A 20,601-nucleotide genomic window follows, 5' to 3' on the forward strand; every position below is an offset into this window, starting at 1 on the left:
CCGCGCCGACGGGTTTAGGTCCGTCTCCGCGGAGGGGAGGTTCGTACGCGCGGGCGCGCCGCACGCGCGCCCTGAGCCCCGGATGAGGGGTGTAAGGATCTGTTCTACCCGAAGAACGCTCACCCAGACGAGTCGATTCCCGCTCGATCATCAACTCCTTGTCCCGGTTTTGGCGAAAAGTCCAAACCTCTCTGTCCGATGGGCGAGACGCGCCGTAAAACGTGCGGCAAAAGGCGCAGGTCACGACCGTTCGTGCGGCTCTGAGGGGCCTTGTCCGCAGTCCTGTTGGGTACGAAGCGGCTGCCGTTATCCGATTTTGACCTGACGGGCTGCCTGAATGACTCAGTCCGAATGGCAAGATGCCCCTAATCACACAAGGTCGCGACACTCGATGGGGCGTGCCCGACCGCTTATCGATGCTTTCCACCTGCCGGAGGAACCAGCTCATGACCGCAAGCACCACCCGCCGTACGACCGCTGCCCGGTCCCGGATCGCCGCGGTCGGCGCGATCGCGGTCGCCGGCGCCCTGATCCTCACGGGCTGTGGAGACCAGACCGAGAAGAAGGGGTCCGGGGACGCCACGAAGTCCAACAGCGCCCCCCTCTTCTCCGCCCTGCCGAAGAAGATCCAGGACGCGGGTGTCATCAAGGTCGGTACGGACGCGGCGTACGCGCCGATGGAGTTCACCGAGGGCGGCAAGATCGTCGGTGTCGACCCCGACATCGCCGAGGCCCTCGGCAAGCAGCTCGGTGTGAAGTTCGAGTTCACCTCGGGCAGCTTCGACGGTCTGATCACCTCGATCTACACCGGCCGCCAGGACGCGATCATGTCCTCCATCACGGACAACGAGAAGCGCCAGAAGGGCCTCGACGACGAGGGCAAGCAGATCGGCAAGGGGATCGACTTCGTCGACTACTTCTCCTCCGGCGTCTCGCTCCTGGTCAAGAAGGGCAACCCGCAGGGCATCAAGTCCCTCGACGACCTGTGCGGCAAGACGGTCGCCGTCCAGCGCGGCACCACGTACGAGGACACCTTCAAGGCCCAGGCCGAGAAGTGCGGTGACAAGAAGCTCACCATCGAGGCCTTCGACACCGACGCCGAGGCCCAGACCCGCGTCAAGGCCGGCGGCGCCGTGGCCGACCTCAACGACTTCCCGATCGCCGCGTACGCCGCGAAGACCTCGGGCGGCGGCAACGACTTCGAGGTCGCGGGCCAGCAGTCCGACGTCGGCCTCTTCGGCATCGGCGTCAGCAAGGAGAACACCCAGCTCCGCGACGCCCTGAAGCAGGCCCTCGACGCGATCATCAAGGACGGCTCCTACGCCAAGGTCCTGGAGAAGTGGAACGTCAAGGACAGCGCCGTGCAGTCGGCGACGGTCAACGCAGGCAAGTGACCCGTGCGGACCGGCGGGCGACCGTGCCCGCCGGTCCCGGTTCCTGAGCTCCACTGAAGGGCAGTCATTGTGACTGACAAGATCGACAAGGGTCCGGCGGCGACCCCGCCGGCCGGGCCCGGCGCCTCGGGCACCCCGTACGAGGCCATCAAGGCAATTCCGGTGCGGCATTACGGCCGCTGGATCAGCGGCGCTGTGGTCGTCGTGCTGCTGGGCTGGCTGGTGTACGCCTTCTCCCAGGGCAACGTGATCTGGGCGACGGTCGGGGACAAGCTCTTCGACCCGTCCATCCTGTCCGGCCTGGGCAACACGGTGATCATCAGTGTCTCCGCGATGGCCCTGGGCCTGGCCCTCGGCATCCTCTTCGCGGTGATGCGTCTGTCGAAGAACCCGGTCACCAACACGGTGGCCTGGCTGTACATCTGGTTCTTCCGCGGCACCCCCGTCTACGTCCAGCTCCTGGTCTGGTTCAACCTCTCGCTGATCTTCCAGTACGTGAACCTGGGACCGATCTACAAGCAGGAAACCGTCGAGCTGATGACCCCGTTCATGGTCGCCCTCCTGGGGCTCGGCCTGAACGAGGGCGCCTACATGGCGGAGATCGTCCGCGCGGGCATCCAGTCCGTCGACGAGGGCCAGAGCGAGGCCTCGCACGCGCTGGGCATGACCCAGACCCAGACGATGCGCCGGGTGGTCCTGCCCCAGGCCATGCGGGTGATCATCCCGCCGTCGGGCAACGAGTTCATCAACATGCTGAAGACCTCCTCGCTGGTCTCCGCCGTCCAGTACACGGAGCTGTTGCGGGCCTCGTCGAACATCGGCTCCACCGCCGGGGCGATCATGGAGATGCTGTTCGTGGCCTCCATCTGGTACCTCGCCCTGACCAGCGTCTTCAGCGTCGGCCAGTACTACCTGGAGCGCCGCTACGCCCGCGGTTCGCTGCGCTCCCTGCCGCCGACGCCGTTCCAGCGGCTGAAGGCGAATCTGAACATGTTCCGCCGTACGGAGGTGGCGAAGTGACCGCCCAGCCGATGGTCAAGGCCGAGGCCGTCCACAAGTCCTACGGCCCCGCCCACATCCTGCGGGGCATCGACCTCGAGGTCGCCCCGCGCGAGGTGTTCTGCCTGGTCGGCCCGTCCGGCTCCGGCAAGTCCACCTTCCTGCGCTGCATCAACCACCTCGAGCGCATCAACGCAGGCCGCCTCTCCGTCGACGGCCAGCTCGTCGGCTACAAGGAGAAGGCCGGGAAGCTGTACGAGCTGAAGGACAGCGAGGTCGCAGCCCAGCGCCGCGACATCGGCATGGTCTTCCAGCGCTTCAACCTCTTCCCCCACATGACGGCCATGGAGAACGTCATGGAAGCCCCCGTCATGGTCAAGGGCGAATCCAAAGCCGTCGCCCGCGCCCGCGCGGTCAAGCTCCTGGACCGCGTCGGACTCGGCGACAAGGGCGGGAACTACCCCACCCAGCTCTCCGGCGGCCAGCAGCAGCGCGTCGCGATCGCCCGTGCGCTCGCGATGGAACCCAAGCTGATGCTGTTCGACGAGCCGACCTCCGCCCTCGACCCGGAACTCGTCGGTGACGTCCTGGACGTCATGCGGGACCTCGCCGAGTCCGGCATGACCATGATCGTGGTCACCCACGAAATGGGCTTCGCCCGCGAAGTCGGGGACAACCTCGTCTTCATGGACGGCGGCGTCGTCGTCGAATCCGGCCACCCCCGCGAGGTCCTGGGCAACCCCCAGCACGACCGCACCAAGGCCTTCCTCTCCAAGGTGCTGTAACGGCCGAGCCACACGCGTGAGGGGCGGTACGGGATCCCCGTACCGCCCCTCACGCATGCGCGGCCCGCGCCGCGGGCCCGGGCCTACTTCAGGCCCAGCACCAGCCCGTCGGAGGGCGAGCGCCAGACCGTACGGGCCTCCGCGAAGCCGGCGCCGAGCAGCGTGGCCGTGTGCCAGGACGCGGGCGGGGTGTCGCCGTCGGCGTGCTCCCCGTAGATCTCGAAGCGGGCCTTCGTGGGCTCGGCGAGCTCCGGGTCGGCGGCCGCGAGCTCCCACCACTCGCGCCAGTCCAGCGCCCCGGCCGCCTTCGCCCGGTCCATGCCGGCGTGCCGGTGGGCGCGCTCGGCGGCGTTGATCCGCGGGGTGGCGGGGTCGGGCATGTGGTCGGCGTTCATGAACACCCCGCCGGGGCGCAGCAGGGGCGCGAGCTGCCCGTACAGGACGGCGAGCTCCTCGCTGGGCAGCCAGTGCAGGGCGGTGGCCGTGAGGATGGCGTCGTAGGAGCCGTGGGGGAGGGTGGTGTGCCAGTCGGGGGACTTGAGGTCGGCGGTCACGAAGGTGACGCGGGGGTCGCCGGCGAAGTGGCCGCGGGCGATCGTCAACAGCGCGGGGTCGAGGTCGACTCCCGTACTGGTGGATTCCGGGAACCTCTTGAAGACGCGGTCCGTGATACTTCCCGTACCGCACGCGAGGTCCAGGATCCGGGGGGCCGTGCCGGCCAGGGCCTCCAGCATGTCCAGCATCACCCGGAACCGCTCCTCGCGGTCGGGCATGTACCACTCCTGCTGCCGGTCCCAGCTGTCCTGCCAGGCCTGCCAGTCGGGCGGTGCCGTGTGGGAGCGCGCCGTATCCGCCACGAAATCCTCCATGCGTAATACCCTCGAACATGTCTCAGCCGTTACCCGAGACACTAATCCGCAGCCGTAAGGACTACAAGTGGAACTGGCCCATTACTCGGACTACGCCGTGCGCCTGGTCAACACCGAGGAGCCGGCCCGCAACAAGGACTCGCTGACCTCCGTGGACGCCGTCCGCGCCCTCTTCGGCACCAGCGTGCAGATGGCCCGCCGGGTCACGGACGGCGACGTCACCCGCTTCCGCAACGTCCGCGGCAGGCTGCGCACCGTCTTCGAGGCAGCCGACGGCGGAGACCACGTCCTCGCCGTCGACCTGCTGAACTCCCTGCTCATGGAGTTCCCCGTCAGCCCCCAGGTGTCCGGGCACGAGACGATCGGCGAGCACGGCGGGCCGAACTGGCACATCCACCTCGCCGACCACCCCTCCAACGCCTCCGCCGGCTACGCCGCCATCGCGTGCTTCGGGCTGGCCTTCCACCTCACCGAGCACGGCCCGGACCGGCTCGGCCTCTGCCAGGCCCCGCCCTGCCGCAACGCCTACCTCGACACCTCCACCAACCGCTCCCGGCGCTACTGCTCCGACCGGTGCGCCACGCGCGCCAACGTGGCCGCCTACCGCGCCCGCAAGCGCCTGGAGGCCGAGGAGTCCGCCCGCAGCGGACGCAGCGCCGAGGCGGCCCAGGAGAGCCACGCCCTCAGCGAGCGCTGATCCCGCGCCGCGTGCTCCGGCCGGGGCCGCGGCCGGAAGCGGACCAGCGCGGTCGCCAGCACGAGCTCGTCGGGGACCGCGCCGTAGTCCGTGCTGTCGCCCGTCTCGTTGAACGGGTTGTCGCCCAGCACCCACCAGCCGCCGGGCCGCCGCTCCACCGCCCGTTTGACGACCAGCAGGTCCTGCTGGAACGGATGGCGCAGCACCACCACGTGGCCCGGCCGCACGGGTGCCCCGTAGCGGACCAGGACCTGGTCCCCGTTCTCCAGGGTCGGCGCCATCGAGGGGCCGCTCACCTCCACGGTGCCGATCCGCCTCAACGGCGACTCCCACTCCCGCGCCCCGCCGCGCGAGCGCGTGCTCCCCGCCATCCGTGACCTCCCTCGACCGCGCCCGTCCACTCTTCGTGCCTCCCGCATGCTGCCGCACTCTTCCGTACATTCGGTCACCGGTCCGGGTGCGCCCCTGGACTTTTGTCCCAACCGCACGGGGGCGCCCGCGAAATCGTCTTTCTCACGGAGTAATCTCCCCCTTGAGAAGACGATCACGAGGAGGACAAACTCCATGCTTTCCCGCCTCTTCGCCCCCAAGGCGAAGGTCTCCGCCCACTGCGATCTTCCGTGCGGCGTGTACGACCCTGCCCAGGCCCGCATCGAGGCCGAGTCCGTCAAGGCCGTGCAGGAGAAGTACCAGGCCAACGACGACGCCGACTTCCGCGCGCGCGCCATCACCATCAAGGAGCAGCGCGCCGAGCTCGCGAAGCACCACGTCTCCGTGCTGTGGAGCGACTACTTCAAGCCGCCGCACTTCGAGAAGTACCCGCAGCTCCACACCCTGGTCAACGACACCCTGAAGGCCCTCTCGGCCGCCAAGGCGTCGAACGACCCGGCGACCGGCGCCAAGGCGCTGGAGCTCATCGCCGAGATCGACCGCATCTTCTGGGAGACCAAGGCCGCCTGATCAGGCACTGCGCCTGATCGGCCCCGTCCCGGGCACGATGACGAAGGGGCCCGACCGCACCGCGGTCGGGCCCCTTCGCCGTGCCGCGGGCTACTCGTCCTCGTCGTCCTCGTCGTCCAGGCGGGCCAGCCAGGTGGCCAGGCGTTCCACCGGGACCTCGAAGTCCGGGTTCAGATCGACGAAGGTGCGCAGCTGCTCGGCGAGCCACTCGAAGGTGACCTCCTCCTCGCCGCGCCGCTTCTCCAGCTCCTCGATGCCGCGATCGGTGAAGTACAAGTCGGGCTCCGTGCAGTGGTCGGGTGTTCGGGTGTTCGGGTGTGCCCCGTCCCGTCAGGATAATCCGCCGGACCGGCGGGCCCGGACCTGACCGCTTTCCGCCGTTCGCGGAGCCCCTCCCCAGGGCAGGGATGGAGGGTCCGGGGCGGGAGGTGCGCATGGATGACCCCGAGCCGAGCGACGGCGTGCTGAGGGCCCTCGGTTCCACCGAGCCGTCCGCCGAGGGGACCGCGCTGGTGCGCGGCGTACGGCGGGCACGGCGGCTGCGGCTGCTGCGGGAGCTCGCGGAACTGCCCGGCGCCCGGGCCGGGGAGGCGGCCGAGCGCTGGGCCCTGCTGGAGGAGGCCGGGCGGCGCGACCCCCGTGCGGCGGGCGAGGTGGTGCACTATCCGGCCACCGGGGTCTGGGCCGAGGAGACCCTGCGCCGGCTGCGCACCCGGCACGGCCCGCCCGCCGACCTCGGACACCTCGGGGCACTCGCCGCCGCCGCGGCGCTGCGCGCCGGGATCGGCTTCAAGATCACGCTGCGGCCCGCGCACGGACGCCTCGTCCTGCCCACCCTCGGGCTGCTGCGCCCGGACCGGCCCGGCCCGATCGCCCTGACCGAGGGATCCTGGGACCCCGGCCATCCGGAGGCGCTGGCCCTGCACGCGCTGCCCGACGGGCGGACCGCCCTCGACGACCTGGACCCGTACCGCGCCCCGTACACGGTGCCCGCCGCCCGCCGGCTCACCCCCAAGGGGCACAAGCGCTGGGACACCCAGTGGTCCGGGGCGCTCACCCTGCTGCGGCGCTACGACACCGCCCGCGCCGAGGAGACCGGGCGGCTGCTGCGCTGCATGGTCCCGCTGTCCGGCGCCTCCCGGTCCTACGGCGCGACCCTGCCCGCGGCGCCCGGCTCCGTCCTGGCACGGGCGCAGCCGCCGCCCGCGCTGGCGGCGACCCTCGTGTTCGAGGTGCAGCACGGGAAGCTGGCGGCCCTCGCGGAACGGCTCCCGCTGCACACCGCCGACCGCGCGGCACGGTACTGGGCACCCTGGCGGGCCGATCCACGGCCGCTGGAGGGGCTCCTGAGGGGCGCGTACGCACATCTCGGACTGGCGGGCTACTGGCAGCGCGCGGCGCTCTACGGGGCCAGGGGGGCGTGGGCGCAGCACGCGCGGGTGCGGGCGCAGGTGGCGGCGGTGCTGCCCGTCCTGGACGCCTGCCCGGAACTCACCGCCGGGGGGCGGGTGTTCGTCGGGGCGATGGCCGCGGCCGAGCGGGCCATGGACGGGGTGCCCGCGCCGGGGTCCCGCTATGCGGTGGCCCGCGCGGTGGTGGAGCGGGACCGGGCCGCCTGGTGCGAGGCCCACCCGAACCTGGCCCCGTACGCCGCCGCCTGACGCGGGCTGCGGGGTGTGCCGCTGCGCGGGGCCGTCCCCTACCCGCCCTTCCACCGTTCCCCGGGGCTCCGCCCCGGACCCCGCTCCTCAAACGCCGGACGGGCTGGAAAGGCCGGAAGGCCCGGCTCCCCGTTGGGGGAGCCGGGCCTTCCCGGAGATCCGAAGCCTAGGCTTCGAAGACCTCGTTCAGGAGGAGCTGCTGCTCCGCCTGGTGGCGCTTGGCCGAGCCGACCGCCGGGGACGAGCCGTGCGGGCGGGAGATGCGGCGCAGGCGCTCGCCGGCCGGGATGTCCGCGCCGACCGCCAGGTCGAGGTGGTCGATCAGGTTGAGCGCGATGAAGGGCCACGCGCCCTGGTTCGCCGGCTCCTCCTGGGCCCAGATGTACTTCGCCGCGTTCGGGAACTTGGCGATCTCCGCCTGGAGCTCCGCACCCGGGAGGGGGTAGAGGCGCTCGATGCGGATGATCGCGGTGTCCGTGATGCCGCGCTTCTCGCGCTCGGCCTCCAGGTCGTAGTAGACCTTGCCCGCGCAGAAGACCACCTTGCGGACGGCGTTCGGGTCCACCGCGGAGTCGCCGATGACCGGGCGGAACGAACCGCTCGTGAACTCCTCCGCCTTCGACGCCGCCGCCTTCAGGCGCAGCATCGACTTCGGGGTGAAGACGATGAGCGGCTTGTGGTGCGGGTTGTGGACCTGCCACCGCAGGAGGTGGAAGTAGTTCGACGGGAGGGTCGGCATCGCGACCGTCATGTTGTCCTGCGCGCACATCTGCAGGAAGCGCTCCGGGCGAGCGGAGGAGTGGTCCGGGCCCTGGCCCTCGTACCCGTGCGGGAGGAGGAGCGTGACGCCGGACGTCTGGCCCCACTTCTGCTCGGCCGAGGAGATGAACTCGTCGACGACGGTCTGCGCGCCGTTGACGAAGTCGCCGAACTGGGCCTCCCAGAGGACCAGCGCGTCCGGGCGGGCCAGCGAGTAGCCGTACTCGAAGCCCATGGCCGCGTACTCGGAGAGCAGCGAGTCGTAGACGTTGTAGCGGGCCTGGTCCTCGGACAGGTAGAGCAGCGGGGTGTAGTCCTCGCCCGTCTCCCGGTCGATCAGGACTGCGTGGCGCTGGCCGAAGGTGCCGCGGCGGGAGTCCTGGCCGGACAGCCGGACCGGGGTGCCCTCCATCAGCAGCGAGCCGAAGGCCAGGGTCTCGCCCATGCCCCAGTCGATGGTGCCGTCGTCGATCATCGCCGCGCGGCGCTGCAGCTGCGGCAGCAGGCGCGGGTGGACCGTGTGGCCCTCGGGGATGTTGACCTGGGCCTCGGCGATGCGCTTGACGACCTCCTGGGAGATCGCGGTGTTCACGGCGACCGGGAACTCCTGCGCGACCTGGGCGGGCGCCACCGGGGCGGCCGAGGGCTGCGTGGCGGCCTCGCGGACCTCCGCGAAGACCTTCTCCAGCTGGCCCTGGAAGTCCTGGAGCGCCTGCTCGGCCTCTTCCAGGGTGATGTCGCCGCGACCGATGAGGGACTCGGTGTACAGCTTGCGCACCGAGCGCTTCTTGTCGATCAGGTCGTACATCAGGGGCTGCGTGAACGCCGGGTTGTCGGACTCGTTGTGACCGCGGCGGCGGTAGCAGATGAGGTCGATGACCACGTCCTTGTTGAACGCCTGACGGAACTCGAAGGCCAGGCGCGCGATGCGGACCACGGCCTCCGGGTCGTCGCCGTTCACGTGGAAGATCGGCGCCTCGATCATGCGGGCCACGTCGGTCGCGTACATCGAGGAACGCGAGGACTCCGGGGCGGCGGTGAAGCCGACCTGGTTGTTGATGACCACGTGCACGGTGCCGCCGGTGCGGTAGCCGCGCAGCTGCGACATGTTCAGCGTCTCGGCGACGACGCCCTGGCCCGCGAAGGCCGCGTCGCCGTGCAGGGCGACGGGCAGGACCGTGAAGTCCGTGCCGCCCTTGTTGATGATGTCCTGCTTGGCGCGGACCACGCCCTCCAGGACCGGGTCCACCGCCTCCAGGTGCGAGGGGTTGGCGACGAGCGAGACCTTGATCTGCTCCCCGTCCAGGCCCGTGAAGGTGCCCTCGGCGCCCAGGTGGTACTTGACGTCGCCGGAGCCGTGCATGGACTTCGGGTCGAGGTTGCCCTCGAACTCGCGGAAGATCTGCGCGTACGACTTGCCGACGATGTTCGCCAGGACGTTCAGGCGGCCGCGGTGGGCCATGCCGATCGCGACCTCTTCGAGGCGGGCCTCGGCGGCCGAGTCGATGACGGCGTCGAGCAGCGGGATGACGGACTCGCCGCCCTCCAGGGAGAAGCGCTTCTGGCCGACGTACTTCGTCTGCAGGAAGGTCTCGAAGGCCTCCGCAGCGTTCAGCCGGCGCAGGATCCGCAGCTGCTCCTCGCGCTCCGGCTTGGAGTGCGGGCGCTCGATGCGGTCCTGGATCCAGCGGCGCTGCTTCGGGTCCTGGATGTGCATGAACTCGACGCCGGTGGTGCGGCAGTACGAGTCGCGCAGCACGCCGAGGATGTCGCGGAGCTTCATCATCGACTTGCCGGAGAAGCCGCCGACCGCGAACTCGCGCTCCAGGTCCCACAGGGTGAGGCCGTGCTCGGTGATGTCGAGGTCGGGGTGCTTGCGCTGCTTGTACTCCAGCGGGTCGGTGTCGGCCATGACGTGGCCGCGGACCCGGTAGGAGTGGATCAGCTCGAAGACGCGGGCGGCCTTCGTGACGTCGTCGTCGTGCGAGGCGTCGATGTCCCGGAGCCAGCGGACCGGCTCGTACGGGATGCGCAGCGCCTCGAACACGTCGTCGTAGAAGCCGCTCTCGCCGAGCAGCATGTTCGCGACGATGCGCAGGAACTCGCCGGAGGCCGCGCCCTGGATGACCCGGTGGTCGTAGGTCGAGGTCAGGGTCATGACCTTGGAGATGCCCAGCTTGTTCAGGGTGTCCTGCGAGGTGCCCTGGAACTCGGCGGGGTAGTCCATGGAGCCGACGCCCATGATGACCGACTGTCCGGGCATCAGGCGGGGCACGGAGTGGACGGTGCCCAGGCCGCCGGGGTTGGTGAGGGAGACCGTCACCCCGGTGAAGTCGTCCATCGTCAGCTTGCCGATGCGGGCCCGGCGGACGATGTCCTCGTAGGCCTGCCAGAACTCGAAGAAGTTGAGGGTCTCGGCCTTCTTGATGCCGGCGACGACGAGCTGGCGGTCGCCGTTGGGCTTCACCAGGTCGATCGCGAGGCCGAAGTTGATGTGCTCCGGCTTGACCAGCGTCGGCTTGCCGTCCTTCTCCGCGAAGGAGTAGTTCATCGACGGCATGGCCTTGATGGCCTGCACCATCGCGTAGCCGATGAGGTGGGTGAAGGAGATCTTCCCGCCCCGGGCGCGCTTCAGGTGGTTGTTGATGACGATGCGGTTGTCGAACAGCAGCTTCACCGGGACGGCGCGGACGGACGTGGCCGTCGGCACTTCCAGCGAGGCGTTCATGTTCTTGACCACGGCAGCCGCCGGGCCGCGGAGCGTCACCAGGTCGGGGCCCGTGGGGGCCTCGGTGGCGGGCGCGGCCTTCTGGGGGGCTACGGAGGCGGTGGGGGCCGCGGCCGCAGCCGGGGCCTGGGAGGCGGGGGCAGCCGGTGCGGCGGCGGCCGGGGCCTGGGAGGTGACAGTCACAGCAGGGGCACCAGAGGGGGTGGCAGGTACAGGGGCAGGTGCTGACACGGGCGTCGTGGCCGCGGCCACGGCGGCGGCGGGCGCGGGGCTCGCCGTCCCTGTGGCGGCGGCGTCGGAAGCCTGCGGAGCCGTGGCGGTGACGGGGGCGGCGGCCTGTGCGGAGGCGCCGTCCGTCGTCGTCGCGGCGGGGGGAGCGGGCCGGTCCGTGGGCTTGTCCGCCTTCACCGGAGCGACAGCGCCCCCCGGCTTGTAGTCGGCGAAGAAGTCCCACCAGGCCCGGTCGACCGAGTTCGGGTCCTGGAGGTACTGCTGATAGATCTCGTCGACGAGCCACTCATTGGCGCCGAAGCCTGGGGCGGGGTTCTTCCCGCTCCCTCCTGCTTCGGTCGTGGTGCTCGAGTTATTGGGGGACTGTGGCGACACGGCGGCAACCGCCCTCTTCCGCTTCACAAGGTATGGACAGCGGGAATAAAGGCTACGCCTCCCGGGCCGTGAGATGCAGACCGGGCGGGACTTACGTCGCGTAGGTCACATCGAACGGCGGGTTTCACCACCTGGAATGGCGGGAAACAAGCGTGGTTCGGGCAGGAGGCACCGCGGTTGCGGCCCCCTGGCTTCGCACCCCTGACGGACCCCGGCGTGTGTGGCCGAGATCATGTCCTTCCCACTCGAACCCTACGTCAACCCGGCGCCTGCGAGCTGCCCGGAAGCGTGACAAGGATCCGGCAGCCCCGTGACGATTCGGCCACTCCGATGTCGCCCCCGTGCAGGCCGACCGCCCAGCGGGCGATGGCCAGACCCAGCCCCGTACCGCCGTCGCCGCCCCTCGCGCTGCCCCGGTTGAACCGCTCGAAGACCCGGTGGCGCTCCGCCTCCGGGATTCCGGGACCTTCGTCCCGCACTTCGAGCACCAGACCCCCGGGCGCGTCGCCCGCCCGGGCCTGGACCGTGACCCGGCCGTGCGGGGGGCTGTGCTTGACCGCGTTGTCGATCAGGTTCGCCACCACCTGGTGCAGCCGCTCGGCGTCCGCGTACGCCGTCAGGTCCGGCGGGGACACGTCCAGGTGGAGGTGGACGTCGTTGCGGGTGTGCCCGCCCGAGCCGGAGGACAGCCCCGGCCGGCCGGCCGCCGCCAGCCCCGATTCCTTCAGCACCCCCGACAGGTACGGCCACACCTCGAAGCGGCGGGCCCGCAGCGGCACCACCCCGTTGTCCACGCGGGAGAGGTCCAGCAGGGTCTCGACCAGCCGCCCCAGCCGCTCGGTCTGCTTCAGGGCCGTGCGCATGGTCTCCGGATCGGCGGCGGAGACCCCGTCCACCACGTTCTCCAGTACCGCCCGCAGGGCCGCGATCGGGGTGCGCAGCTCGTGCGAGACGTTGGCGACGAGCTCCTTGCGGTGCCGGTCCACCGCCTCCAGGTCGTCCGCCATCAGATTGATGGTGGAGGCCAGGTCGCCCAGCTCGTCGCGGCGCCCCGCCCCGCGCACCCGGCGCGTGTAGTCCCCGTGGGATATCGCCCGGGCCACGGTGGTCATGTCGTCCAGCGGCGCCGTCAGGCTGTGCGCCACGAACTGGGTGATCAGCATCGAGGCGATCACCGAGAACACCGTGATGAAGCGCACCTCGGTGGCCGTGCGCAGGGCCACCATCAGCAGGCCCGTGGTGATGAAGACCGACACCACCACGAGCGTGCCCAGCTTGGTCTTGATCGAGAACGGGGAGAAGGGCCGCAGCCCCCCGGGCGGCCGCTGCCCGGGCGGCCGGTAGCCGCTCACGGCTGCGCCGGGGTCTCCAGGGCGTACCCGACGCCGTGGACCGTACGGATCCGCTCGGCGCCGATCTTCCGGCGCAGCGCCTTGATGTGGCTGTCGACCGTACGGGTCCCGGACGCGTCGGCCCAGTCCCACACCTCCGCGAGGAGCTGCTCCCGCGAGAGCACCGCCCGCGGGGTCCCGGCCAGGCACACCAGCAGGTCGAACTCCGTCGGCGTCAGGTGCACGTCCTCGGTGTGCACCCGGACCCGGCGCTGCGCGTGGTCGATCTCCAGATCGCCGAGGCGCAGGGTGGCCCCGCGCGGGGCGTGCGCGGCCAGCGTGGCCCGCTCCACCCGCCGCAGCAGTACGTGGACCCGTGCGGCCAGCTCGCGCATGGAGAAGGGCTTCGTCATGTAGTCGTCGGCGCCGACCCCGAGCCCGACGAGCATGTCGGTCTCGTCGTCCCGGGCGGTGAGCATGAGCACCGGCACCGGCCGCTGGGCCTGGACCCGGCGGCAGACCTCCAGGCCGTCGAAGCCCGGCAGCATGACGTCCAGGACCAGCAGCTCCGGCAGCCAGCTCTCGGCCGCGGCGACGGCCGCCGGCCCGTCCGCGGCCGTCTGGACCTGGAAGCCCTCGGCGCGGAGCCGGGCCGCGATGGCCTCCGCGATGGTGTGGTCGTCCTCGACGACGAGTACCCGGCGCTGCGCGCCGGGGGTGGCCGCGGCGCCGTTGTGGGTGGTGTGCGTCTGTTCCATGTCCCGCCCCTGAAGATCCCGCGTCGTGGTAGGGGTGCAGCGTAGAGGAGAGGTCCGGCTCCGGCTATGACGGGTTCCGCACGCGGGTCCGCCGCACGGGGGCTCTGCCCCCGGACCCCCGCGCCTCAAACGCCGGCGGGGCTGGTTTCGGCCGGTGCCGCCCGCACGGAAACGCCGACGGGCTGGAAGATCCAGCCCGCCGGCGTTCGAGGCGGGGGCTCCGGGGCGGGGCCCCGGGCCGTTCGGATCCGGGCGGAGCCCGGGGAACGGCAGAGCCCGGGGTGTCCGGGGCGGGCCCGGGTCTTTCGGGTCCGGGCGGAGCCCGGGGAACCGCAGAGCCCCGGGGGCCTACGGCTCCGCCCGGACCCGTAGGCCCTCGGGTCTTTCGGGTCCGGGCGGTGCCCGGGGAACGGGAGAGCCCGGGGTGTCCGGGGCGGGCCCGGGTCTTTCGGGTCCGGGCGGAGCCCGGGGAACGGGCGAAGGGCGGGTAGGGGACGGCCCCGCAGGGCACACCACCCGCACCCGCCCACCGGGCTCCGCCAGGGTCAGGAAAGGGTCAGGCCGTGGCCGTGCGGGAACACCGGGTTCTCGGTGTCGTTCGGGACGTCGGGCCGGGAGGCCTCGACGGCCGCCATCGAGCGCGGGAGCTCGAAGGGCAGGCGCCCCTCGGCGGCGGCCCGCCCGAACGCCACGTCCAGCAGCGCCGCGTCCGACGCCCCGTAGTCCGCGATCAGCGCGGCCGCCCGCTCCGCGATCTCGGGGATCACCGCGGCCCGCTCCAGATTGATGCAGACCAGGGTCGGGACGGCGTCCAGGAGGGACAGGATCCCGGTGAGTTCCGGCTCGGGGAAGGCCAGCGAACCCGAGTGGAAGAAGGACTCGAAGATGTTCGTGCGGGGCTCGTGCGGGGTGCGCAGCCGCAGCACCGCCAGGTCCGCCGCGGCCGGGTCGGACACGATCTCCCCGTACGCCGCCGCGACGTCCTCGTCCACGTCCTTGACGTACAGCTTCGGCCGGCCGGAGACCGGCAGGGTCCCCCCGGTGTTGGTGAGCACCGTCAGGGAGCGCCGCTGGGCCGCGGCGCCGGCCGCTGCGAAGTCGGCGCGGCCGACGGTCCCGGCCGCCGCGTCCGGGTCCACGTACGGGTTCTCGAAGAGGCCGAGGACGAACTTCTCGCGCAGCAGCCGGCGTACGGACGCGTCGATCCGGGACTCCGCGATCCGGCCCGAGCGGACCAGCTCCACGACGACCTCGGGGCACTGCTCGCCGCCGAACTGGTCCGAGCCCGCCTCCAGCGCCAGGGCCGCCCGCTCGGCGACGCTCAGGTGCTCCACGCCCCAGGCGCGGGCCGGGTGCGCCTCGCCGAAGATCACCGAGTCCGTGATCAGGCCCCAGTCGGTGCAGACGATGCCCTGGAAGCCGAGCTCCTCGCGGAGCAGGCCGGTGACGACCCCCTTGTTGAAGCCGAAGCCGACCTCCTCCCAGTCGGTGCCGATCGGCTGGCCGTAGTACGGCATCATCTGCGAGCAGCCGGCCGCGATGGCCGCCTTGAACGGCTCCAGGTGGTGCTCGCGCAGGCCGCCCGGGTAGACCTGCTCCTTGCCGTGCGCGAAGTGCGGGTCCTCGCCGTCCTTCTGCGGGCCGCCGCCGGGGAAGTGCTTGACCATCGCCGAGACCGAGGCCGCGCCGAGGGTCTCGCCCTGCAGGCCGCGCACGTAGGCCCGTACGAGCTCGCCCGTCAGCTTCGCGTCCGAGCCGAAGGTGCCCGACTGGCGGGCCCAGCGCGGCTCCGTGGCCAGGTCGATCTGCGGGTGCAGTGCCACGCGGAAGCCGACGGAGAGGTACTCGCGCCGCATGATGTCGGCGAACTCGAACACCAGCTCCGGGTCGCCGATCGCGGCGAGGCCGATCGCCTCGGGCCAGGCGGAGAAGGCACCGGCGTTGAAGGAGGCGCCGACGTTGTCGGTGAAGGAGTGCCGGGGGTCGGTGGACAGGGTCACCGGGATGCCGAGGCGGGTGCCGGCGGCCATCTCCTGGACGGCGTTCTGCCAGAGCGCCATCTCGCGGGCGCCGTAGCTGCCGAGCAGGTTGAAGTGGGTGAGGTGGCGGCCCTCGATCAGCTCGGGGGTGGTGAACGGGAGGATCGAGCCGTCGGTCTCGGTGACCGGGGTGCCGTCCGGGTTCATCATCAGCATCGAGTGGAAGAGCTGGCCGGCCTTCTCCTCCAGGGTCATGCGGGAGAGCAGGTCCTCGACGCGCTGGTCCACGGGGAGGGCGGGGTCGCGGTAGGGGAGGGCGGTGCCGGGGGTGCTCGGGGTGGCGGTCATGGCGGGGCTCCTGAGGAGGTCGGGCGCGCGGGAGGTCGCGGGGGCGGGTGCGGGCGGGGGCGTTACTCGACCGAGCGGATCAGCTGGACCAGGGCGGCGCCGACGGCCGCTGCGATGCCGCCGACGAGGAAGAGGGCGCCGTAGTTGCCCCCTCCGCCGATGGCCAGGACGAACGGCGCGAGCATCGGGACGAGGGACTGCGGGAGGGCGTTGGCGATGTTGAGGACGCCCATGTCCTTGGCGGCGGTCTCCGGGTCGGGCAGGACGGCGGCGGCGAGCGCCACGTCGACCGCGAGGTAGAGGCCCTCGCCGAAGCCGAAGACGGCCACCGCGAAGAGGAACATCCCGAAGGTGCCCGCGGTGGCGATCAGCAGCAGCCCGACCCCGATGACGAAGGCGGACGCGAGCACGAAGGGCTTGCGGCGGCCGGTGGCGTCGGAGAGCCAGCCGCCGGCGAGGGAGCCGGCCACGACACCGCCGACGGTGACGAGGGTGGTCGTGAACATCTTCGCGGCGACATCGCCCTCGGCGACCCCGAGGCGGTCCATCAGGAAGTACACCTGGTAGCTGGTCACGCAAGCGATGCCGATGAACACCAGGAAACGGCTCGCGAAGTTCCACGAATAGTCGGGGTTCTTGCGCGGATTCACCCAGAAGCTGTGCAGGAACTCCCGCCAGCCGTACGGGGCCACGGACTCGGCACGGGCCGGCCGGTCGGGCATCACGGCGGCCAGGACGCACACCCCGAGGACGCCGACGACGGCCGGGACGATGAAGGCCAGCGCCATGTTGTCCGTGAAGAGCTGCGCGAGGAAGCTGCCCGCCACCATCGAGACGGACAGCATCATGCCGACCATGCCGGAGACGCGGCCGCGCTGGTGGTCCGGGATCAGATCCGGGATGCAGGCGGTGACCATGCACAGGGCGGCGTTGCAGCCGAGCTGCGCGATGGCCCAGCCGACGAGCAGCGCGGTGACGCTGGAGCCGAGGCCGACGACGGTCAGCCCGACGGCGGCCACCGCCATGCCGCCCACGAGCCAGGGGCGGCGGCGGCCGAACCGGCTGGTCGTGCGGTCGGAGAGGGCGCCGAAGAGAGGGTTGCCGACGAGGGCGAGGAGGGCTCCGACGGAGAGCACCTTGCCGAGGGCGGCGCCGCGCTCGGCCTCCGGGACGATCTGGGCCACGCGCAGGGCCAGGGTCACGACGATCGGGGTGAAGACGGCGATGCAGACGCCGAGCTGGGCGGCGACCAGGCCGAAGATCAGCTTGGCGGGGGCGTCGGCGGGTCGGCCGTCCGGCCTGGCCGGATCGGGTCGGTCAGTGGCGCCGGTGGCAGCGGGTGCGGTGCTTCCGGGGTCCTGCGTGAGCGGCATGGGGGCTCCAACGTCTCCGCGTCGGCCTCGTCACCGACCGGGCGGTTTCACCGTAGGCGCGAAAACCATGTACCCACTAGGTTTTCGCGGAGTGAGCTGGATCACTCGCTCCGGATGGCCGGAAACAGTCGGGTTTAGGGTGGTCCGCATGGCACAGGACAAGGGCCGAACGGCCCCCGAGGCGGCGGCTTCCAAGGCGGCGGCCCCCAGGGCGGCGGCCGCCCGGGGCGGCTACGCGGTGGGCGACGCCCGTCGCCAGAAGATCCTCGACACCGCGGTCGAGCACTTCGCGCAGTGGGGCTTCCACGCCTCCTCGCTCGCCCGGATCGCCAACGACTGCGGGATCACCCAGGGCGGCCTGCTCCACCACTTCCGCGGCAAGGAGGACCTGCTGCTGTCCGTCCTCGCGCAGAGCGAGCAGCACGACGTGGAGCGGCTCTTCAGCGGGCCCGAGGAGGAGGTCCCGCGGGTCGCCGCGCACTTCGCCGCGGTGGTCGCCCTCGCCGAGGAGAACGCCCGCCGGCCCGGGCTCGTACGGATGTACAACACGCTGGTCGGCGAGTCCGGAAACCCGGGCCACCCCGCGCACGCCTACTTCCGGCAGCGCTACGAGCGGGTCCTCGGCTACAGCGTCGACCTGCTCCGGGCGGGGGTCGCGCGCGGCGAGGTGCGGCCGGACACGGACTGCGAGGCCGTCGGCCGGGAGATCATCGCCGTGATGGACGGGTTCCAGATCCAGTGGGTGCTGGACCCGGAGGGCGTGGACATGGCCGTCCTGCTGCGCGACTACCTGGACCGGCGGCTGCGGGAGATCGCGGCGGGGCCGTGAGGGTTCGGCTTCGGCTTCAGCTGGGCTCGAAGGACGGCAGGGCGCCCAGGACCCCCTCCAGGGGCTGCGGCAGCGTGGTCTGGTCCGCGGCGACCTCGTAGCCGCCGTGCCGGAAGGCGTACGTGAAGGAGTCGAAGACCGGCTGCTTGGGCATCGAGATCCGCGGCAGGCGGGGGAAGTCCGCCTTCTGGAGCGCGGTGCGCAGTTTCGTGAGGGCGGCCGCCGAGAGCTTGCCGCGATCGACGGTCTCGGCCTTGGCGTTGAGCCGCAGGAACGATCCGTCACCCTTGATGATCAAGGTGGCGGTCTTTCCGGCGATGCCCCCGCTGCGGGTGACCGCGACGAGCGTCTCACCGGCGGCGGGAGTCGAGGCGCTGGGTGCGGGTGCGGGAGCGGAGGTACTCGGCGCGGGCTCCGGGGGGACACTGGTGCCCGGGTTCGGGGTCTGACCGGGGGAGGGAGTCCCCGGTGCCTCCGTCGCCGTTCCGGAGGGAGGGTTGGTGGGGGTCGGGGTGCCGGTGCTCGCGCTCGCACTCGCGCTCGCGTCCGGGGTCGCGGAGGCCCCGTCTTTGGCCCCGTCGTCGGAACACCCGCCCAGGGCCGTCACCGCGGCCACCGCCACGGCCACCGCCGCGGCCGCCCTCGCCCGGCCCACTCGCCCATCACGTGCTCGCACGCCCCACCCCCGCAGGTATCCGGCTCGAACCCCGAGTATGGAGTCAGCACCACCCGCACGGATAGCACTCGGAGGCCGACATCCGCCGCTTCGCCCCCTGGCGCTGGCTGCCGCCGCTCACCGCCGTCGCACTCGGCCTCTGGGGCCTCTCGCGCGGCGGCTCCCTGTGGCGCGACGAGTCCGTCACGTGGCAGGTCGCGCACCGCCCGCTCGGGGAGCTCTGGGCGCTGCTCGGTCAGGTGGACGCCGTCCACGGCCTCTACTACCTGCTGATGCACGCGGTCTTCGCGGCGACGAGCCTGGTCACCGGCGCCGACCCGGGGCTCTGGTCCCTCCGCCTCCCCTCGGTGGCCGCCACCGCCCTCGCCGCGTCCGGCGTGGCCGCGGTGGCCCACCACCTGGCGGGCGGGCGGCACGGCGACCGCGCCGGGCGGGTCGCGCTGCTGGCCGGGGTCGCGTACGCGCTGCTGCCGCCCGTGCAGATGTACGCGCAGGAGGGGCGCTCGTACGCGTTCGTCGCCGCGGCCGTCGTCTGGGCCACGTATCTGATGCTGCGCGAGCGCTGGGTCGGCTACGCCGTCGTGCTCGGGCTGGGGTGCTGGCTGCACGAGTTCGCCGTACTGGCGCTGCCCGCGCACGCGTTCGCCGCCCGGCGTTCGCGCGGCTGGCGGCTGGCCGCCGGGGCGGTGGTGGCCGCGCTGCTGCCGCTCGCGCTGGTCAGCGCGCGGCAGGCGCAGCAGCAGCTGGGCTGGCTCGGGCGGCCGAGCTGGCAGGACTGGGCGGCGTACGGGGTCCTCGCGGCCGCCTCGCTGCTGCTGGCCCGGGGGGCCGAGCGGGAACTCGTACGGGTCGCCCTGCCCCTGGCGCTGCTGCCGCCGGGGCTGCTGCTGGCGGTCTCGCTGGTGCACCCCTGGTACGTGGACCGGTACGTCCTCTACGCCCTCGCCGGCCTCGCCCTGCTGGTGGGCGCGCGGCTGGCCACGGCGCGGGGGTGGTGGGTGTGGCCGCTGGTCGGGGTCCTGCTCGTCCCGGCCGGGTTCTGGTCCGCGTGGCTGCGGACGCCCGAGAGCCGCAAGGACGACGCGCGGGCGGTGGCGGCGGTGGTCGGTGGCCTGTCGCGCCCGGGCGACGCGGTGCTGTTTCTGCCGTCGCGGCGGCGCGAATGGCTGCTGTCCTCGCCGGAGGCCTACGGGGCGCTGCGGGATGTCGCCCTGTCCCGCAGTCCGGGGGCTTCGCGGAGCCTCCAGGGCGTGGAGCGGACTCCGGAGGAGATCCAGGCGGCCCTGCTGGACCCGGGCGTCACCCGGGTGATCGCCCTCCTGGACCCGGTCGGGCAGCCGCTGGACGGCTACCCGGCCGAGGCGGTGAAACGCCAGACGCTGGTCTCCTCCTTCGAGCTGTGCTCTGTGACGGCCGTGCGGGGCGCGCGGGTGGCGCTCTTCGCACGCCCGGGCGCCTGCCCGTAGCCGGGGGCGCTGCCGCCGGCGGGGCTGGGTTGTGGCTGGGGTCCGGCTGCACGGGTGGGGCTGGCTGCGGGTGGGGCGGTGCCGGGGTCGGGGTGGGGTGTTGGCCGGGACTGCATGATTTAGGCGCCCTACCCACAACTCCGACAGGCCGGCGGCTCCCTCTAGCGCCACAAATCACGCTTTACGTCCCGGCCAACACCCCACCCCGCCCCCGTCCCCGCCCCCCGGCCGCCTGCGTCCCCCCGCATCCGGCCCCGGGCTGGGGTTGGTCTTTTTAGCCGTCCGGCGTTTGAGGACCGGGGTCTGGGGCGGAGCCCCAGGGGGTCCGGGCGGAGCCCCAGGGGGTCCGGGCGGAGCCCCAGGGGGTCCGGGCGGAGCCCCAG

At 71.9% G+C, this 20,601-nt stretch carries 17 protein-coding genes; 8 read left to right on the forward strand and 9 right to left on the reverse strand.

The genetic code is table 11. The annotated features are described in order from the left end of the window. The first annotated feature begins 446 nt into the window (after positions 1 to 446). The 3 genes from NLX94_RS18795 to NLX94_RS18805 all read left to right on the forward strand — a co-directional run bounded on the left by NLX94_RS18795 (position 447) and on the right by NLX94_RS18805 (position 3,178). The gene (locus NLX94_RS18795; protein WP_254384107.1) at positions 447 to 1,394 is read left to right on the forward strand and encodes an ABC transporter substrate-binding protein; all 948 of its coding nucleotides are present in this window, start codon (positions 447 to 449) and stop codon (positions 1,392 to 1,394) included. A gap of 69 nt (positions 1,395 to 1,463) precedes the next feature. Continuing rightward, positions 1,464 to 2,414, forward strand: a complete 951-nt coding sequence (locus NLX94_RS18800; protein WP_254384108.1) for an amino acid ABC transporter permease — start codon at positions 1,464 to 1,466, stop codon at positions 2,412 to 2,414. 11 nt (positions 2,415 to 2,425) lie between these two features. Further along, the gene (locus tag NLX94_RS18805) at positions 2,426 to 3,178 is read left to right on the forward strand and encodes an amino acid ABC transporter ATP-binding protein (protein ID WP_254384373.1); all 753 of its coding nucleotides are present in this window, start codon (positions 2,426 to 2,428) and stop codon (positions 3,176 to 3,178) included. Positions 3,179 to 3,261: 83 nt separating this feature from the next. Here the strand turns inward: NLX94_RS18805 and NLX94_RS18810 are convergent, their stop codons facing one another. Further along, on the reverse strand, positions 3,262 to 4,047 hold the full coding sequence (locus tag NLX94_RS18810) for a trans-aconitate 2-methyltransferase (RefSeq protein WP_254384109.1): 786 nt from the start codon (positions 4,045 to 4,047) through the stop codon (positions 3,262 to 3,264). Between the two features lie 67 nt (positions 4,048 to 4,114). Here NLX94_RS18810 and NLX94_RS18815 point away from each other — a divergent pair, with 67 nt between their 5' ends. Further along, complete coding sequence (locus tag NLX94_RS18815; RefSeq protein WP_254384110.1) at positions 4,115 to 4,744, forward strand: CGNR zinc finger domain-containing protein; 630 nt, start codon at positions 4,115 to 4,117, stop codon at positions 4,742 to 4,744. Here NLX94_RS18815 and sodX read toward each other — a convergent pair. Then, entirely contained in the window at positions 4,648 to 5,115 is a 468-nt protein-coding gene (sodX, locus tag NLX94_RS18820) for a nickel-type superoxide dismutase maturation protease (protein ID WP_302169893.1), read from the reverse strand. The two genes, NLX94_RS18815 and sodX, sit on opposite strands and share 97 nt — an antisense overlap. Positions 5,116 to 5,308: 193 nt before the next feature. Here sodX and sodN point away from each other — a divergent pair, with 193 nt between their 5' ends. Next, positions 5,309 to 5,704 carry a superoxide dismutase, Ni gene (gene sodN / locus NLX94_RS18825; protein WP_030709803.1) on the forward strand — a complete coding sequence of 132 codons (396 nt, stop codon included), beginning with the start codon at positions 5,309 to 5,311 and terminating at the stop codon, positions 5,702 to 5,704. A 90-nt stretch (positions 5,705 to 5,794) separates the two neighbouring features. Here sodN and NLX94_RS18830 read toward each other — a convergent pair whose 3' ends face one another. Beyond that, complete coding sequence (locus NLX94_RS18830; protein WP_010061466.1) at positions 5,795 to 5,980, reverse strand: DUF6104 family protein; 186 nt, start codon at positions 5,978 to 5,980, stop codon at positions 5,795 to 5,797. A 158-nt stretch (positions 5,981 to 6,138) separates the two neighbouring features. Between NLX94_RS18830 and NLX94_RS18835 the strand changes: the two genes are divergently transcribed. After that, positions 6,139 to 7,365 carry an HEXXH motif-containing putative peptide modification protein gene (locus tag NLX94_RS18835; protein WP_254384111.1) on the forward strand — a complete coding sequence of 409 codons (1,227 nt, stop codon included), beginning with the start codon at positions 6,139 to 6,141 and terminating at the stop codon, positions 7,363 to 7,365. Between the two features lie 166 nt (positions 7,366 to 7,531). On the opposite strand, the gene NLX94_RS18840 is transcribed toward NLX94_RS18835, so the two are convergent. The 5 genes from NLX94_RS18840 to NLX94_RS18860 all read right to left on the reverse strand — a co-directional run bounded on the left by NLX94_RS18840 (position 7,532) and on the right by NLX94_RS18860 (position 17,247). Continuing rightward, positions 7,532 to 11,458 (reverse strand): multifunctional oxoglutarate decarboxylase/oxoglutarate dehydrogenase thiamine pyrophosphate-binding subunit/dihydrolipoyllysine-residue succinyltransferase subunit, encoded by a 3,927-nt coding sequence (locus NLX94_RS18840; protein WP_254384112.1) that lies wholly within the window; start codon positions 11,456 to 11,458, stop codon positions 7,532 to 7,534. Positions 11,459 to 11,715: 257 nt separating this feature from the next. Beyond that, positions 11,716 to 12,810 carry a HAMP domain-containing sensor histidine kinase gene (locus NLX94_RS18845; protein WP_254384113.1) on the reverse strand — a complete coding sequence of 365 codons (1,095 nt, stop codon included), beginning with the start codon at positions 12,808 to 12,810 and terminating at the stop codon, positions 11,716 to 11,718. Next, positions 12,807 to 13,547 carry a response regulator transcription factor gene (locus NLX94_RS18850; RefSeq protein ID WP_254384114.1) on the reverse strand — a complete coding sequence of 247 codons (741 nt, stop codon included), beginning with the start codon at positions 13,545 to 13,547 and terminating at the stop codon, positions 12,807 to 12,809. Before NLX94_RS18850 ends, NLX94_RS18845 begins: the two co-directional genes overlap by 4 nt. 545 nt (positions 13,548 to 14,092) lie before the next feature. Beyond that, positions 14,093 to 15,874, reverse strand: coding sequence for a glycoside hydrolase family 3 protein (locus NLX94_RS18855; protein WP_254384115.1), 1,782 nt, complete (start codon positions 15,872 to 15,874; stop codon positions 14,093 to 14,095). A gap of 62 nt (positions 15,875 to 15,936) precedes the next feature. Next, entirely contained in the window at positions 15,937 to 17,247 is a 1,311-nt protein-coding gene (locus tag NLX94_RS18860; RefSeq protein ID WP_254384116.1) for an MFS transporter, read from the reverse strand. Positions 17,248 to 17,395: 148 nt separating this feature from the next. On the opposite strand from NLX94_RS18860, the gene NLX94_RS18865 reads away from it, so the two are divergent. Next, positions 17,396 to 18,076, forward strand: a complete 681-nt coding sequence (locus NLX94_RS18865) for a TetR/AcrR family transcriptional regulator (RefSeq protein WP_254384117.1) — start codon at positions 17,396 to 17,398, stop codon at positions 18,074 to 18,076. A 16-nt stretch (positions 18,077 to 18,092) separates the two neighbouring features. Here NLX94_RS18865 and NLX94_RS18870 read toward each other — a convergent pair whose 3' ends face one another. Then, complete coding sequence (locus NLX94_RS18870; protein WP_254384118.1) at positions 18,093 to 18,731, reverse strand: hypothetical protein; 639 nt, start codon at positions 18,729 to 18,731, stop codon at positions 18,093 to 18,095. A gap of 260 nt (positions 18,732 to 18,991) precedes the next feature. Here NLX94_RS18870 and NLX94_RS18875 point away from each other — a divergent pair, with 260 nt between their 5' ends. Continuing rightward, on the forward strand, positions 18,992 to 20,218 hold the full coding sequence (locus tag NLX94_RS18875) for a hypothetical protein (protein ID WP_254384119.1): 1,227 nt from the start codon (positions 18,992 to 18,994) through the stop codon (positions 20,216 to 20,218). The last annotated feature ends 383 nt before the right edge of the window (positions 20,219 to 20,601 follow it).

The sequence above is a fragment of the Streptomyces sp. TBY4 genome (assembly GCF_024213195.1).
Taxonomy (GTDB): domain Bacteria; phylum Actinomycetota; class Actinomycetes; order Streptomycetales; family Streptomycetaceae; genus Streptomyces.